The 15,679-nt window shown below is 74.7% G+C and carries 9 protein-coding genes; 5 read left to right on the top strand and 4 right to left on the bottom strand.

Going from position 1 to position 15,679, the window contains the following annotated elements; translation table 11 throughout:
- Positions 1-26: 26 nt before the first annotated feature.
- Both ACFW9Z_RS28185 and ACFW9Z_RS28180 read left to right on the top strand, forming a co-directional pair.
- The gene (locus ACFW9Z_RS28185) at positions 27-989 is read left to right on the top strand and encodes an ion transporter (RefSeq protein WP_384645389.1); all 963 of its coding nucleotides are present in this window, start codon (positions 27-29) and stop codon (positions 987-989) included.
- Between the two features lie 157 nt (positions 990-1,146).
- On the top strand, positions 1,147-3,150 hold the full coding sequence (locus ACFW9Z_RS28180; RefSeq protein ID WP_384645388.1) for a regulator: 2,004 nt from the start codon (positions 1,147-1,149) through the stop codon (positions 3,148-3,150).
- Between the two features lie 46 nt (positions 3,151-3,196).
- Here ACFW9Z_RS28180 and ACFW9Z_RS28175 read toward each other — a convergent pair whose 3' ends face one another.
- Positions 3,197-4,846 carry a translation initiation factor 2 gene (locus ACFW9Z_RS28175; protein ID WP_384645387.1) on the bottom strand — a complete coding sequence of 550 codons (1,650 nt, stop codon included), beginning with the start codon at positions 4,844-4,846 and terminating at the stop codon, positions 3,197-3,199.
- A gap of 282 nt (positions 4,847-5,128) precedes the next feature.
- Between ACFW9Z_RS28175 and ACFW9Z_RS28170 the strand changes: the two genes are divergently transcribed.
- Positions 5,129-5,596, top strand: coding sequence for a hypothetical protein (locus ACFW9Z_RS28170; protein WP_384645386.1), 468 nt, complete (start codon positions 5,129-5,131; stop codon positions 5,594-5,596).
- Between the two features lie 9 nt (positions 5,597-5,605).
- On the opposite strand, the gene ACFW9Z_RS28165 is transcribed toward ACFW9Z_RS28170, so the two are convergent.
- Complete coding sequence (locus tag ACFW9Z_RS28165) at positions 5,606-7,798, bottom strand: TIR domain-containing protein (protein ID WP_384645385.1); 2,193 nt, start codon at positions 7,796-7,798, stop codon at positions 5,606-5,608.
- An 88-nt stretch (positions 7,799-7,886) separates the two neighbouring features.
- Entirely contained in the window at positions 7,887-8,651 is a 765-nt protein-coding gene (locus tag ACFW9Z_RS28160) for a hypothetical protein (RefSeq protein WP_384645384.1), read from the bottom strand.
- 320 nt (positions 8,652-8,971) lie between these two features.
- Here ACFW9Z_RS28160 and ACFW9Z_RS28155 point away from each other — a divergent pair, with 320 nt between their 5' ends.
- Positions 8,972-13,792 (top strand): HEAT repeat domain-containing protein, encoded by a 4,821-nt coding sequence (locus tag ACFW9Z_RS28155; RefSeq protein ID WP_384645383.1) that lies wholly within the window; start codon positions 8,972-8,974, stop codon positions 13,790-13,792.
- 12 nt (positions 13,793-13,804) lie between these two features.
- Here ACFW9Z_RS28155 and ACFW9Z_RS28150 read toward each other — a convergent pair whose 3' ends face one another.
- Positions 13,805-14,386 (bottom strand): DNA polymerase ligase N-terminal domain-containing protein, encoded by a 582-nt coding sequence (locus ACFW9Z_RS28150; RefSeq protein ID WP_384645382.1) that lies wholly within the window; start codon positions 14,384-14,386, stop codon positions 13,805-13,807.
- A 307-nt stretch (positions 14,387-14,693) separates the two neighbouring features.
- Between ACFW9Z_RS28150 and ACFW9Z_RS28145 the strand changes: the two genes are divergently transcribed.
- A complete protein-coding gene (locus tag ACFW9Z_RS28145) occupies positions 14,694-15,575 on the top strand; it encodes a family 16 glycosylhydrolase (RefSeq protein ID WP_384645381.1) in 882 nt (293 codons plus the stop codon).
- Positions 15,576-15,679 lie beyond the last annotated feature (104 nt).

Raw genomic sequence — 15,679 nt, 5'->3', positions numbered from 1 at the left:
CGGTCACGGACGACCGGGGAAGCAGGATGACCGACGGTACGGCGCGCGCCCCGCGCCGCCGGGAGGCAGTGGCCGGACGCTGCCGGGAGATCACCGAGGCCCGCTGGTTCGCCGTCGCCGTCTTCACCCTGATCCTCGCCAACGCGGCGGTCCTGGGCATCGAGACGTACTCCGGCCTCGTCGGCCGCTGGTACCTGGGCTTACGCGTCGTCGAGTACGCGTTCCTCACCGCGTTCACCGTGGAGATCCTGCTGCGTGCCGGAGCCCACGCCGACCGCCCCGCAGCCTTCTTCCGCGACCCGTGGAACCTCTTCGACCTCGCCGTCGTCCTCTCCGCCCTCCTGCCGGTCATCCGCGAGAACGGGACCGTCCTGCGCCTGCTCCGGCTGGCCCGGGTGCTCCGCGCGGCCCGCTTCCTGCCCCAGCTGCGGATCATCCTGGTCGCCGTCGGCAGAAGCCTGCCCGGCACCGCCAGCTTCCTCCTCGTCGGCGGTCTGCTGCTCTATCTGTACGCGATGGTCGGCTGGATCTGCTTCGCGGCCGACGACCCGGAACACTTCGGCTCCCTCGGCCGCGCGGTGCTCACCCTTTTCCTGCTGATGACCCTGGACGGCCTCGGCGATGCGGTACGGGCGGGCCTGGAGATCTCCCGATGGAGCATCCTCTACTACGCCTCGTACGTTCTGCTTGCCTCGTTCGTGCTGGTCAACGTACTGATCGGGGTCGTGATCACTTCCCTGGACGAGGCCCGCTCCATGGAGGCGGAGGAGGAGGCCGCGGACACCGCCCGGGACCGGTCCGGGGCGCCGCACCCCCCGTACACCGGTGACCCGGCACTGCTCCGTGACCGGATCGCGACGGCCCGCCGGGCCCTGGACGACCTCGAACGGGCCCTGGCGGCCACGCCGGACGCCCCGCCCCCGGATCGGCCCCGCCCGGTGGAGCAGCCCGGCCCGCCTGTCCGGCCTCTCGCCGACGACCCGCGCTGACCCCCGGTCCGGCTCCGTCGGGGGCTCCACCGGGGGCCGCAGCCGCGTCCGCCACCCGGCGGTATCGGACACGACCCCGGCATCCTGTCCGTTTCACCGCGATCCTGCGTACTCTTCGGCTGGGGAATGCTGATCGCACGGACGGGGCCGGACCAGGATGACGACTGAACTTCCGCCGGAGGTCGCGCACTTCGTCGACCGGGAGAGCGAAGGGGCGCAGATCCTCGCCGGGCTGGAGGGGTGGACCGCCCCCGACCGGCCCTTCCCCGTCGTGCTGTGGGGACCGGCCGGGCTGGGCAGAACGGAACTCGCCCTCAGGACTGCCCGTACGCTGCACGCGCGGACCGGGGCCAGGGTGTTGAGCGCCGACCTCGACCGGTTCCGGCTGCGCGGTGAGCTCGACGTCGGAGATGTGCTCGGTCAACTGCTGAACACCCTCGGAGTGGAGGCGCTCGCGCCCCGGTTCGACGCCCGGTGCAGGCAGTACCGGCGGATGACGAGCGGCGAACCGCTGATCGTGGTCCTGGACAACGTGAAGTACGCCTCCGAGGTCGAGCCGCTGCTGCCGCCGTCCGGGGCGGCCCTCGTCCTCGTGGTGAGCCGCGGCCCCCTCCACGACCTCGCCGACGGCACGGCGCTGGAGATCGCGCTGTCGCCCTTCCCCGAGCCGGTGGCGCTGGAGCTCCTGGACCTCCTCGTCCGGGACCGCAGGCTGACGGGGGATCCGGCGGCGGCCGGAGAGCTGGCCCGGCTCTGCGCCGGGCTCCCCGCCGCGCTGCGTGCCGCGGGCGCCTGGGTGCGGAGGAATCCGCTGCTCCCCCTGCCCCGGCTGCTGGCCGAACTGACCGAGCAGTTCCGCGAGAAGGGGATCACGGAAGTGGAATCGCTCTGGGACGAGACGTACCGGGAGTTACAGCCGTCGTCCGCACTGCTCTACCGCCTGCTGGCCGGTGTCCCCGACATCTCCTTGACGAGGGAGGCCGCGGCGGCGCTGCTGGGGCTGGGCGGCGACGCCTGCGACGACGCGTTGCAGGAGCTGAACCGGGCCGGTTTCCTGGACATCCGGGACCTGCTGCACCGGGAGGACGGCCGGGTACGGCTTCCCGAGTGGCTCGGGGACCATGCCCGGCGGCGGGCCCGGCTGGACGCGGCCGATGGTGAACTGGCCTCGGCCCAGCTCCGGTTCGTACGGTGGATCCTGCGCCAGAGCCAGCGTGCGGACCGGTTCGCCGCAGGCCGGCGGCTGACCGTCGCCGAGGCGGTGCCCCCGCTCGGAGGGGCCCCGGACACCCACTTGGAGGACCCGGAGTCGGCCGAGGACGCCACGGTCGCCGAAGCACGGAAGCTGCGGGCCGCGCGGTGGCTCTACGACGAGCGGCACACGCTCTTCGCCTGTGTACGGCTCGCCGACGCACGGGGCTGGGACGCCGAGGCGTGGATGCTCAGCGAGCCGGTGTGGACCTTCTTCCTCGACCACCCGCACCAGGCGGATGTGACCGAGGTCTTCCGTACGGCCACTGAGGCTGCCGTACGCGCCGGAAACGTCCCCGCGATCGTCCGCACCAACTCCCAACTGGCCCGTGCGCTCTGGCAGTCGGGCAGGACCGACGACGCGGGTGAAGCGCTGCGCCACGCGGCGGGCGCGGCCGGGCTGCTGGGCGGTTCGGAGCGGGACGCGAAGCTGCGCGCCTCCGTCGTGGAGTTCCGGGGGACGCTGAACGGCGTACGGGGCGACTGGGCCACGGCCGTCCGGGACTTCGAGGAGTCCCGGGCCCTGCACCGGGCCATCCCCAACCCGTACGGCGAGATGCTGCTGACCTACCGCCTGGGGGAGGCCCACCTCAAGCTCGGCGATCCGGAGTCCGCGGTGGACCTGCTCTCCGAGGCCCACCGCACGGCTCAGGAGCTGGGGCGGGTGCGGATGACGGGCCGGACGGGGCTCGCCCTCGGACAGGCGCTCCGCCTGGTCGGCCGGACCGGCGAGGCCCGTACCCACATCCGGGCGTCGTTGGCGGCGGCCCGGGCGAGGAAGTCGGACATCGGGACGGCCGGGGTGCTGGACGCCCTGGCACAGGTGGCGGAGGACGAGGGCAACACCCAGGAGGCCCAGGAGCACCGGAACGCCGCCGAAGAGCTCAGGCGCCGGCACGGACTGGCCTGAGGCCCTTCGTGCAGACCGCGGTGTGAGCGGGCCAGGGGGGCGCGGGTCAGAAGGTCCGGTCCTGCTCGGCCGCCGTGGCGGGGGAGACCAGGACCCGGAAGGCGCGGTCACCGAGCAGGCAGAGGAAGGAGGCGGGCGGGTCCTCCCGCTTCGCCACCCAGGAGTGCACGGCGGAGAGCGCCGCCGCCGGATCGGCCCGCACCACACGGCCGCCCTCCGCCAGGGGCTCGATCCGCACGGCGAACAGCCGGTCCCCGCCCCGTACCCGCAGGACGCTCGTCCCGCAGGACAGCACGGCGGCCGCGGCCCGGCAGCCCGGGTACTGGCCGAGCACGTGGGCCGACCAGCCGCCCGCCGTCCACGCGGTGTCCAGCGGGCCGGGGCCGGTGGCGAGGGGGCGGCGGTAGAGCAACCCGGCACTCCGGACGCTCCGCTCGCCGGCCGCACCCTCCTCCACGGCCAGATGGTGTCCCGGCGGCCCCACGTGGGCGGGCAAGCGGTCCACCCGCACCCGGTCCCCGTCCCGGTCGACGAAGACGTCGAAGGCGGTCGGCGTACGGGTCGTGGGGGAGGCGGTGGGCAGTGTGCGCGGCTCGACGGGGGCGGGCGGCGCGGGCAGGCCGATCAGCGGGTAGAGCAGCTCCTTCATACGGTCCAGGGCGCGCCCCTGCTCGGCGAACGCGGCCCGAGCCGCGTCCTGCCCGGCCCCCGGGCGGTAGGCCCTCAGCCGCCGCCGGATCTCCCCGGCCGGGCCCAGCCGGGGCACCGCCCCCAGCAGCCGGGCCATCGGGCTGCCCGCGATCAGCTCGTCGCCCCCGTCACAGGCGCCGAGCACCGGGCGGTCGGCCACCGCCGCGTAGTACAGGGCCGCCGACCCATGGTCGGTGATCAGCGCGTCGGCCGCGATGAGCGTGGTCGCCCACTGTTCATGAGCACCGACGAACACCATGCCCGCGTCGAGAGCGGGTGCCAGATGCTCCCTCAGCTCGAAGTCACCGGCCCGGGCACGCTCGTTGGGGTGCACGACCAGGGCCAGTTGATGGGTGTCGTGGGGCAGCACGGCGGCCAGCTCCGCCGGGAGGCCCGGGCGTTGCCGGAGCAGCGACCGGGGGCCCCAGGTGGACGTGATCGCGACCAGCTGCCGTGCTCCGGTGCCGAGCGCGGCGCGGTAGCGGTCGCGGAGGGAGCGCGAGACGAGGAGGCGTTCCAGGGTGGGATCTCCCACCACCCGCGCCCGCTCCCCGTCACGCGGGCTCGCGGCGCGCAGGCGGTCGACCTGGTGGGGGTGGGCGAGGGCGTGCACGGTCGCCCACCGGCCCTCGGCCGTCGCCTTCCCGGTGTCCTCCCCCGTGTCCTCGCCGGGCAGCAGGAACTTCGGATCCAGACCGGAGGCGGAACCGGGCGAACCCTCGCCACGGATCGTCTTGCTGAAACCGGCACCGTGCGGGAGGAGCACCCGGTGGCCGTGCAACAGGCGCAGATCACCCTTCGGGCTGGCCACCAGCACGAGGTCGTAGGCGGTGGAGAGCGCCTGCTCCCACGGGACGATGCGCGCCCCGGAACCGTCGACCGCCGCCAGGGCGTCGGCGCTGAACTCCGAGCCCGGTACGAGGGTGAAGGAGGTGCTGATCCGGTCGTCACCGGCGAATACGGGCAGCACGTCGAGCAGCCGGTACAGCGCCACCGCAGACCTCACGGCAAAAAGAACTGTCCGCCCGTCGCCCGTCGCCCGTCGCCCGTCGCCCGTCGCCCGTCGCCCGTCGCCCGTCGCCCGTCGCCCGTCGCTTCAATCATGAATTCTACCGTGGGAGTTGGGCGGGGAGGGGAAGTTCTGCCACACCAGAGCCCCTCTCTTCGGTTCGGACGGCATACGGGAATCGTATCCTCGGCGCCTTCCCCGCCCCGGCCGCACGTGATCCAGGTCCCAATCGGAGCAGTGGGCGGCGGCCGCCGACGGCCGGGCGTGACAATGCCGGGCATGAGTGAATGGGTGATCGCACTGATGACGGCGGGCGCGGCCATCGTGGGCGGCGCAGTCACCGGCTGGTACAGCCGCAGCGCCGGGATCCGCCAGGCCGACGCCGCCCGGCTGGCCGGTGAGCGGCAGGCCGAAGCCGCGCTGGAGACGGTCCGTATGACCCTGCGGGACCAGGCCGCGGTCCGCGTACTCGATCTGCGTCGGCAGACCTACGTACGGTTCCTCCACGCGGCCGAGCGCGCTGTCACGGCTGCCCGGACCGGAGTCGGCGGTGAGGAGGAGGCGGTCGCCCTGCCGACGGCTCTCGCCGAAGTCGCCCTGGAGGGACCGCCCGAGGTGTACGCGGCCGCGCGGCAGATCACCGACGGCCTCCGCAGGAACGCGCGGCCCGACGATCTGGAGGACGCGAAGGAGGCCTTCATCGCGGCCGCCCAGCGGTGCCTGCGCCCCGGGCCCGAAGGGGAGTAGAGCGCCGCTTCACACCGGAGGGTCCACCGGGGCCAGCAGGTCGATCCCGCAGACCGTGGCCAGCTCCCGGACGGTGAGGGTCAGCGGGGTGCGCAGTTCGGCCAGGTCCTTACGCATCTGCGCCGAGCGCTCCCAGTGCCGTTCGTGCTCGGTGGGACTCGTTCCCGGCGGGCGGGCCGCCTCGTGCTCCTGGAGGGCGGGGTGCCAGGCCGAGAGGAACGGCCGCAGATGGCGGTTGGCGAGGCCGGAGGCGATGACGGGAAGGGTGAGCGGTGCCGTGGTCTCGGTGGCCACCCGGTGCAGCACCTCACGGGTGGTGGAGAACAGGGAGTGCAGCGAGTTGAGGGCCTCGCGCAGGGAACCCTGGCCCGGTTCGAGGGGCTGGACACCGACCCGGGTGACGAGTTCGACCTGCAGATCGAAGGCGGCGGCCCGCTCGACCGGCCCGGGACCACCGGCCGCACGGACCGCACCTGCACCCGGCGGGACCGGTACCGGGCGGGGGTGACGGACCACCGGACCGACGACGGGCGTACGGGCCGGGGCCGGGGCCGGTGCCGTTGCCGGGGGCGACCCGAGGGCGTGCAGGAACATACGGCGGAGGTCTTCCTGACGGGCGGTGGACACGTCGTGCCGCCGCACCGCTCGGGCGAGCAGCGGATGGATCGTCCAGCAGCGGTCCCGGTCGGGGTCGGGGCGCAGCGAACCGGAGCCGAGCAGCGTGTCGACCGCCTCGGCGACCAGCGGGGCCGCTTCCCACGGATCGTAGGGATCGAGGGTGGAGAGGACGTTCTCCAGCGTGGCCTGGGAGAGCGGGGCGGGGCAGGCCAGGGCGAACAGCCGCAGGACGTCGTTGACGGGACTGTGTCCGGACAGCGGCCGTTCGAGCAGGACGGACGCCAGGGGCGGCCGGGCGGTCTCCGCGAACGCGCTGCCCCAGTGGTCCGCGGCGACGGGCGTGGTGGACAGGACGTCGGTTCCGGAGGCGTGCAGCCGGTTGCGGACGTGGCGGAAGTCCGTGGTGGCGGCGAGACGGGCGATCAGCCCGAGCGCCTGGGGGTGGCCGCCGACGTCGTGGACCAGGGCGAGCGCGGCGGCCCGGTCCAGGTCGTCGCGCGGATCGCGCAGGGACCTGATGAGGACGTAGCTGTCGGCGTCGGGCAGCGGGGCCAGGTCGATCGGCTCGGCGAAGGCGGAGAAGCGCAGGGACCGGGTGGTGATGAGCGTGGCGGCCAGCAGGTGCGGTCCGCGCAGCAGGTGCAGCTCCTCCTCCGTCAGGCCGTCCGGGACCCCGTCGACGACCCACAGGCACGGCGCGTTCCGCTCCCCGAGGAAGACGGCCAGCCGGCTGAGCAGGTCGGGGACGGCCAGCTCCTCGGTGCCCAGCCCCAGGGCCGAGACCACGGTGGCCAGTTGCTCCGCGTACAGCTCCATGGGCTGGGCTCCGGTCGAGTCCTGGCTCGCCTGGAGGTCGAACCAGAAGGTCCCGCCCGGGTAGGCGGAGCTGAACCCCAGGGCGTACTCCTGGGCCAGCGCCGTCTTCCCGATCCCGGGCATGCCCCGCAGCTGGGCGGAGCGTCCGGTGCCCGACCGGTCCACCAGCGGGGCGCGGTGCCGGTGCAGGGCCGTGTGGAGGTGCCACTGTTCGGTGAGGCGGCCCACGAAGTGCACCGTTCCGGTGCGGGCCGGGGCGGGCAGCCACGGCACCTGCGGCCCGGCGGAGCCGTGCCCCATCGGCGTCGTGAGCGTGGCCGTGTGCGCGGCGACGCGGGCCGCCAGCCGGTCCGCGTCCTCCGGTACGCCGGGCCAGGGCCAGTGCCGGGCGTCGCGCAGCTCCACGGGGTGGACATGGTTGGTGCCGTGTTCGGGGTTGACGACGAGCGTCCGCCGCCGGGGGTCGCCCTCGCGCTGCCCCGACAGATAGGCGTACGTCAGTTCCCACTGGCAGGCGCGCCGGCGGGGGTAGTCCGCCGAGTAGAGCGCGACGAGCACCTTGGAGTGGGCGAGGCCCCGGATGATCGTGGCGGTGATCGAGGTGAAGTCGTCCACGGCGGTGTCGTCGACGAAGACCCGCAGCCCCTGGTCCCGCAGCGCGGAGACCAGCACGCCGGTCTTCTCCGCGTCCGAGCGGCTGTAGCTGAGGAAGACGTCCCATTCCGGCTGGGGAGGCCGGCTTGCGGAGGCGTTTCTCGGGCGGGGCATCGGCGTGGTCCTCATCGGGCGGCAGACGGAAGGAAGATCGTCACCTTCCCATCATGCGACATGACCCCGCTGGGCGACTCCGGGCCTCTCAACCGGCCGAACCGTCCCGGCCGGGGCGGTGACCGGGCGTGCCGTCCCCCGCCGCCGGGCCGCCGGGCGCGTCGTCACCGGGCGGCCGGTGTCCGGGCACGGAGGGGGCGATGTGGCCCGCGTGCCAGGCGGAGCGCCGCAGATGGCGCTCGGGGTCGCGGAGCCCGGCGATCTTGCCCAGCCCCAGGACGTAGGGGCGCAGATTCCGCTGGAGGGCCCGCAGCTCCTCGCGGAACGCGGCGTTCTCCGGCCACGCGGAGTCCCCCGCGCCGGGGTGCGCGTCCTCGTACGCCTTCAGCCGGGGGTGCCACTTCGCGAGGAAGGGGGCGAGCTCGAAGTTGAGGATGTCGAGGACCAGCTCGTGGACGGAGTCGCCCCGGGCCGGCGGGGGAGGGGCGGAGCCGGACTCCAGCGGCTCCCGGTACAGGTCGAACAGCGCCTTGAGCGAGGTGAGGGCCTCCCGGAGGCTGCCGCTGTCGTCGTCGAGCGGCCGCGTCGCCACCCGGGTCGAGGCCTGGAAGAACATCCGCAGGGCTGCTTGGCGCATGTCCGTGTTGGCGGCGAACGTCATCTCGCTGCCCGGCAGGACGAGCCGCACCTCGGTGAGCTGCACGGACCGGCGGTACTGGTCCGCCCCGAGCACCGCGGCGACACCGATCAGCCCACCGACCAGAATGGAGAGCCGCTGGCCGCCCGTCTGGCTGACCGAGTAGGCGACGATCCCCGCGAGCGCACCGATGACCCCGGCGAGCAGCGCCCGCACCACCGTCCTCGCGACCCGTGCGAACGCCCTGTTCCGGCCTTCTCCATGTGCCCCTCCGTAGGTTCCGCGGTCGCGCGGCTCTTCCGCCCCCGTTGGGGAATTTACCCGCAAAGGGGCGGCCACCGGGCGCTGTTGGCGGAACCGGTGATCATGAAGTACGGCCCGGGGCCGGGAGTACGGCTCCGGGGCCGGGAGTACGGCTCCCAGGCCGGGGCGGCGGCTCCGAGGCCAGAAGTACGGCTCCGAGGTCACCGGGCGCGGCTGCCGGGCCTGGAGCCCTGCCCGGACCGCCGTACGGGCTGTGTGCCTACGATCCCCCGGTGACGACACCTCCGCCGGAGCCGATCGAGGCCGCCCTCGCCCACGCCGACGCCGGCCTCCTCGCCCGGCACCTCGACGCCCGGAGCTGCGCCCCCGAACTGCTCGGCCGGCTGGTCCGACACACCGATCCCCGCATACGCCATCTCGGCCTCGGCCTCCTCGCCGAGCGCGCGAGCGCCCCGTCCGCCGCCGCGCCGGATCAACAGGAGCTGCTGGCAAGGCTGTTGCCCGACTCGGCGGGGGCGACCCCGGAGGAGTCCCTGGCCCTGGCGGAGCTCCATGGGCGGCTGCGCCCGGCGCCGGGCCGCCGTCGGCTGCCCGACTGGCGGACGGGCGCGTGGCCCACCCGGGTACGGATCGCCTGGCTGCGGACCGAACTGCTCGCCGACCCCGCCGTGGTCTCCACGGAACCGGCCGGAGAGCTGCTCCACCAGGCCGTCCGCTCCACCGAGGCCCTGGACGCGCACGACCCCGGGCGGCTCATGGCCGAACTCGCCGCCACCGGCGACCCGGTGCTCCAGGACGAGGCGCTGCGCCTGGCCCGCGCCGGACTGCACGCGGGACTCCTCGCCCCCGCCTCCGTGCGCGGCCTGCTGATCGGGCTGCTCGACGCCCCTGACGCAGAGGTGGTGACCGGCGCACTGCGCGAACTGGCCGAGCCCTGGGCGGCGGTGGTGCCGCTGGACACGTCGGTTCTGGACGGGCTCGTGGGGGCGTGGGGGTGGGGTACGGGCGTTCCCGCCGTGGCTCCGGCCGACGAAGGTTCGCCCGGCCACGAAGCCGTCGCTGCCGCCGCCCTCGCCACCGCCGCCCGGCACGGTCACCGTGATCTGCTCCTAGCCACCGCCGAGGACGAACGGGCAGCCCCCGCCCTGCGCCGACAGGCCCTGGAGCTCCTCGGCGAGCTGGCCGAACGCACCGACATCGGCCGCATCCTGAGGGCGGCCGCCCCCGACCCGCTGCTCTTCGCCGCCCCCGTACTGACCTGCCTGCGCGGCCTGCACCGGCGCGGCCACTTCCCCACCGCGCCCGACGTCGGACCGGTCCTCGGCCTGGCCCTGGCCGACCACACGCTTCCGGCCGAGCACATCGCCACCGTGCTCCACACCAGCCGCCGGACCTTCTTCGACGCACTCATCGACGCACCGCCCACCGCCCCCGACTGGCCGCGCCGCCTGGAGCTCCTGGTCGCCCTGGCCGGTCAGGGCGCGGCCGACGTGCCGGTGGGCGAGGCCGTGACCCGGCTCCTGCCGACCGCGCCCACCCCGCGCCCCTTCCTCGAAGCGATCCGGGCCCTGCGCCCGGCGGACGCCGAGGAAGCGGTACTGGCCCTGCTGCCCACGGCCCCCGTCGAGGCGCTGGCCGCGCTGGAGGCGATCGGCGGAGACCGTACGGAGGCGGCGCTCGCCCGAGGGCTCGGCGTGGGGGAGTACGGGAGCGACGTGGCCCGTTACGCACCCTGGGCGGCCGAGGCCCGGGCAGACATCGCCCCCGCGCTCCGCGCCGTACGCGGCCGGGCACTGGAACTCCTGTGGCACCTCACGACCGAGCCCGGCCGACGGCGGCGCCTCCTCGCCCGGCTCGACCCCACCGATCTGCCGCCCCGTATCGCGGCCGACCTCGGCGCCCCCGACGAGCGGGAGCTCGCCGTCCTGCGCTCCCGCCCGGACGAGTCCGACCCCGTGGCGGCCCTCTGCCGGATCGCGGAGCACGCGGGCACGGGGACCGTGCCCCTCGTCGCCGACCTGCTCCTGCGCGTGGTGCGCGACCTCGCCGAGGCCCGGGAGTCCGACCCCTCCGTGGACCGGCGGATCAGGCCGCGCGAGGAAGAGCCCCGTCCGGGCGGGGAGCCGGAACTCCCCGACGGCGTACCGCACGCCGTCGAGGCCCTCGGAAGCCGCCTGTACGCGCGGCGGCGGCTGCGCCCCGTCTGCCTCCTGGACGCCACCGACGCCACCGGCGCGGGCCACGCGCTCCTCGCCACGATGCTGCTCGGCCTCCTGGACCGGCCCGGGCTGACCGGCGGCGAACAGGCGGTGCTGCTGAAGGCCCTGCTCCGCGTCCCCGCCACCGTGCCCACCCGGCCCCGCGTACACCCCCTGCTGCGCAGCCGCGACCCGCAGGTACGCAAACACGTCATCGCCCTGCTGGCCCACGACACCTCGGGGGAGGACGCGCGGGCCCTGTCGGCGACGCTGCTCCCGCTGACCGCCTCGCCGGACATCCGGACCGTACGGCAGGCGCTCCTGGCGCTGGGGACGGCCCGGGCCGACTGGGCGGCCGGACCGGTCGCCGACTGCCTCGGCCACCCGAACATGAACATCCGGAAGACCGCCGCCGAGGTCCTGGTCCACGCGGGCGCCCCCGCAGCCGTTCCCGGGCTCCTCCGGCAGCTCGGCCGCGACGACAATCCAGGCCTCCGGGACGCGCTGACGCGGGCGCTGCGGGCCGTCCTGGGCGAGGCGTACGCCGCCACCCTTCTTGCCGCCGCCGAGGAGAGCCGGGACGCCCGGGCCCGCCGTCTGCTGCTGACGGGCCTCGACGGCATACCGTCGGCGCGTTCGGTGCTCGCCCTCCATGCCCAGGGATCGCCGGTCGCGCCCGTTCTGCTGGCGCTCGCCGCCGATCGTGCCGTCCGCCTCTCCGCCGGATCCGTCCAGGACCTGGCCGAACCGCTCGCCGGGCTGGGCGTCCCGGTGCCCCGCGACCTCCCGGCCCAGCGGCCGGACACGGCCGACGAGGAGGTGGCAGCCCTGCTGCGCGGCGGCTGGGACCCGTCGCTCGCCCTGCGCATCGCCCACCGCCCCGCGCCCCCAGCTCCCGCCCCGGACCGCGAACTCCCGGAGTCGCGCGCCCTGCTGGAACGCTGGCTGACCCTGGCCGACGGCTCCCGCCCGGCCGCGCTCCGCAGCCGGCTGCTCCGGTGCGGGCTGCGTCTGTGCCCGGGCCCGTGGTCGGCCGACGAAGTGGCCGTCCTCGCCCGGTACGCGGAGCTGGTGACCGACGCGTTCGGGACGGCGGCCGTGATCGGGGGAGAGCCGGAGGAGCTTGCCGTGGAGCTGCTCGACGTCCTGGACGCCCTCGCCCCGGAGCTGTCCGCCGTCCAGCGCTTCACCGTCGTCGAAGGGCTCCGCGCGCTCCCGCCCGAAGCCGTCGCGCGGCGGGAACCTCCCGTACCCGCCGCCCTGCCGCTGTCCCTGCTCCGGCGGTGCGGGGCGGTGCTGGTCCGCACCGACGTCGAACGGGCACTCACCGCCGCCGACCTGGGCGCCGATCCCTGGCGTACGGTGCCGGGCGTGCTGCGCGAGGCCTTCGGCGTACCGGAGGGGACGGCCGCCGCACCCGCCGACGGAACGGCCGCGTTGCGCGAAGCCGTACGGACACCCGCCGCCCTGGTGGAGTTCCGGCGCGGCATCGACGGCGGCTTCGGCGGTGGTATCGGCGGCGGCATTGGCGGTGGAGTCAGGAGAGCCTTTGCGCACGGCACCGACGCCCTGGACTCCCGGCGGCTCCTCGCCGCGCTCATCGATGCGCACCCCGTCGCCGGGCCCGGCGTACGCGGGCCGCTCCTGGACTGGATGACCGAGCTCCAGCCGCTCGGCGCACCGCCGTGGACCGTCGCCGAGACCCGCGCGGCCCGTACCGTCGCGCGGCCGCGTACGGACATTCCGGCAGAGCCGCGCTCGGCCGCCCGCCGGGCCCGGCTGCTGGCCGAGCTGGAGGACGCCGAGCCGGACCGCCGGAACAGCGCGGCCCGGGCCCTGGACGGGTGGCCCGAGCCGGAGGTGGCGCTCGCCGTGGTCCGGGCCTATCTGCGCGGCCGCGTCGACCGGGTCCCCGACGCCGCCGTCGACCGCCTCGCCCGTACGCCGGCGGGCCTGGATGCGGCGGAGCTGGGCGCCGACGGGGTGCTGCCGGAGCGGGCGCTGCGCTGTGCCGGGCGGCTCGGCCCCTGGGAGCTGGCGCCGCTCGTCCCGATGCTGCTGGACCGGTGGCAGCACGGCCCGCCCGCCGTGCACGCGGCCGCCCGTACGGTGCTGGATCAGGTGGACGCCGATGTCCTGGCGCAACTGCTGGGCCCGCGCATAGAAGCGGGCGACCACGGCCTCCTGGACCTGCTGGCGGGCCGGAGCCTGCTGCGTACGCCCGAACTGGCCCGGCTCCGCAGCCGGTTGCGTGACGAGGGGCGCGCCGTCCCGGTCCTCGTGGACGGCCCCCTGCGCGGGCCCGGCGGCCGGGCCGAGGACGCCGCCGCGTTCGACGCCCTGCGCGAGGCAGCCCCGAGCGCACCGGAGACGCAGGTCCACCGCCCGGCCCTGCCGGACCTGCTCGACCTGACCCGCAGGGGGACACCCGAGCAGATCCGCCGCGCCCTCGGCCGCCTCGTGGAGGAGCACGCGCCGAGGCCCGGCAGGGAGCCGGACCTGGCGGTGCACGCGGTGATCGAGGAGCTGCTGCGCCACCCGCGAGCCGGGGTGCGCCTGCACGCGCACCGGGTCTCGCGCGCCCTCTTCGACCGGGCCACGCACGCCCGGTCGACGGTGCTCCTGCTGTCCGACCCGCTCCCGGACGTGGTGCGCATGGCGGCGCGGACGCTCGGCCGGGCACGCTGGGAGCCCGCCCTGCCGGAGCTGATCCGGCTCCTCGGCCACCCGAAGCCGGTCGTCCGGGGCGCCGCGCGGGAGGCGGTCACCGGCTTCGGCGCGGCAGCGGTCCCGCCGCTGCGCCGGGCGGCGGCACACGCCCGCCCCGACCGGCGCCCGCTCTACACCGACATCCTCGCTGCCCTCACCGGCCCGGGCACGGGCGTGAGCCCCTGAGCGCCTCTAGATTTAGTCCCCCCGCGCCGCCGCCACCGCGACCTGGTGCAGCGTCCGTCCCGTACGGGCGGAGCGGGCGTGGTACGGGTCCGGCGAGCCCGGCCTGTCGCGTACGGCCAGGCGGTCGTTGGCCTTGATCAGCAGCCACGCCTCCTGGCCCCCGCTCTCCGGCTCGTCGCCCACGCGGAAGCGGGTCAGCGCGAACTCGCCGTGCAGCTTGGTCCCGTGGAGCCAGAACGTGGCGTGGCCGAGGGCCAGTGACTCGGCGAAGGGGACGGCGCCGCCCTCCCGGTCGTGGCTGAGCGGCTCGTAGGTGCCCTGGTCCCAGACGATGACCGTGCCGCTGCCGGACTCGCCTTGGGGGATGACCCCCTCGAACTCGCGGTACTCCAGGGCATGGTCCTCCGTCTCCACGGCGAGACGCCGGTCGCTCGGGTTCTCCGAAGGTCCCCGGGGCACCGCCCAGGACTTGAGTACGCCGTCGACCTCCAGGCGGAAGTCGAAGTGCATGCGTCGTGCGTCATGGATCTGCACGACGAAATGAGGTCGCGGTACGCCGTCGAAACGGGGCCGCGGTACGCCGTCGTTCTCCACGTCGTGCTCCCTCCGCCCGCACCGCCCGGAAACACACCGCACTGTCCGGGCGGTCCAGCCGCGCCACCGGGTCGGTATCTCCACTCTGCCGCCGTACGACGGGATGCGCACGGCGGGCCCGGCCGCCTTCAGTCGCATATGACCCCGGCACGCCCCGTTCGCTCTGCGGTCCGGACCAGGTTATTGACGGCCCTCGCGCCACTCCCTTAAATCAAGAAGTGAAATATGCGCCCGAGGTGATCGCCCCAACCGTTCACCTCTCGGTGTCGATCTGTCATGCGCATGTCCCCCCACGCAAAGTGATGTGATGACCGTGCCCGTGCCCCGCCAAGCCGTACGCCCCCGCCGCCGCCGTACCGCCCTCTATGCGGCCTCCCTGCTCTGCTGTTCCGTCCTCCTCACCGCCCTCCCCGGCGGAGCCTCCGCGGCACCGGCCCCCTCCCCGGCGGCCGTCTCCTTCGCCGACGAGTTCGACGGGCCGGCCGGTTCGGCGGTCGACGGCTCCAAGTGGCGGCTGGAGACCGGCGACAACGTCAACAACCACGAGCGGCAGTACTACACCGGGGGCAACGACAACGCCGCCCTCGACGGCCAGGGCAACCTCGTGATCACCGCCCGCAAGGAGAACCCCGGCAACTACCAGTGCTGGTACGGAACCTGCGAGTACACCTCGGCCCGTCTCAACACCGCGGGCAAGTTCTCGGCCGCCTACGGACACGTCGAGGTCCGCATGAAGGTCCCGCGCGGACAGGGCATGTGGCCCGCGTTCTGGATGCTGGGCGACGACTTCGGCAACGTCGGCTGGCCGCAGAGCGGCGAGATCGACGTGGTGGAAAACGTCGGGTTCGAACCCGGCACCGTCCACGGCACCCTGCACGGCCCCGGCTATTCGGGCGCCGACGGCATCGGCGCCGGGTACACCCTGCCGGGCGGAGCCGCCTTCGCCGACGACTTCCACACCTTCGCCGTCGACTGGGCCCCCGACTCCATCACCTGGTCCGTCGACGGCACGGTCTACCAGCGGCGCACCCCCGCCGACCTGGGCGGCCGGGAGTGGGTCTTCAACAAGCCCTTCTTCCTGATCCTCAATCTGGCGGTCGGCGGCTACTGGCCCGGCGATCCCGACGCCTCCACCCCCTTCCCTTCGCAACTCGTCGTCGACTACGTCCGCGTGACGACCGGCGACTGACCGGCGACTGACCGGCGACTGACCGGCGGGGCGCGGGCGGCCCATGAACGGTGGACGGCGGCAGCGGTGCTCCTGCCGCCGCCCACCCCCCTCGGCGGAAGAAG

The organism is Streptomyces sp. NPDC059452, assembly GCF_042750035.1.
Classification (GTDB): domain Bacteria; phylum Actinomycetota; class Actinomycetes; order Streptomycetales; family Streptomycetaceae; genus Streptomyces.
This window is presented reverse-complemented; position numbering and strand designations above follow the sequence as displayed.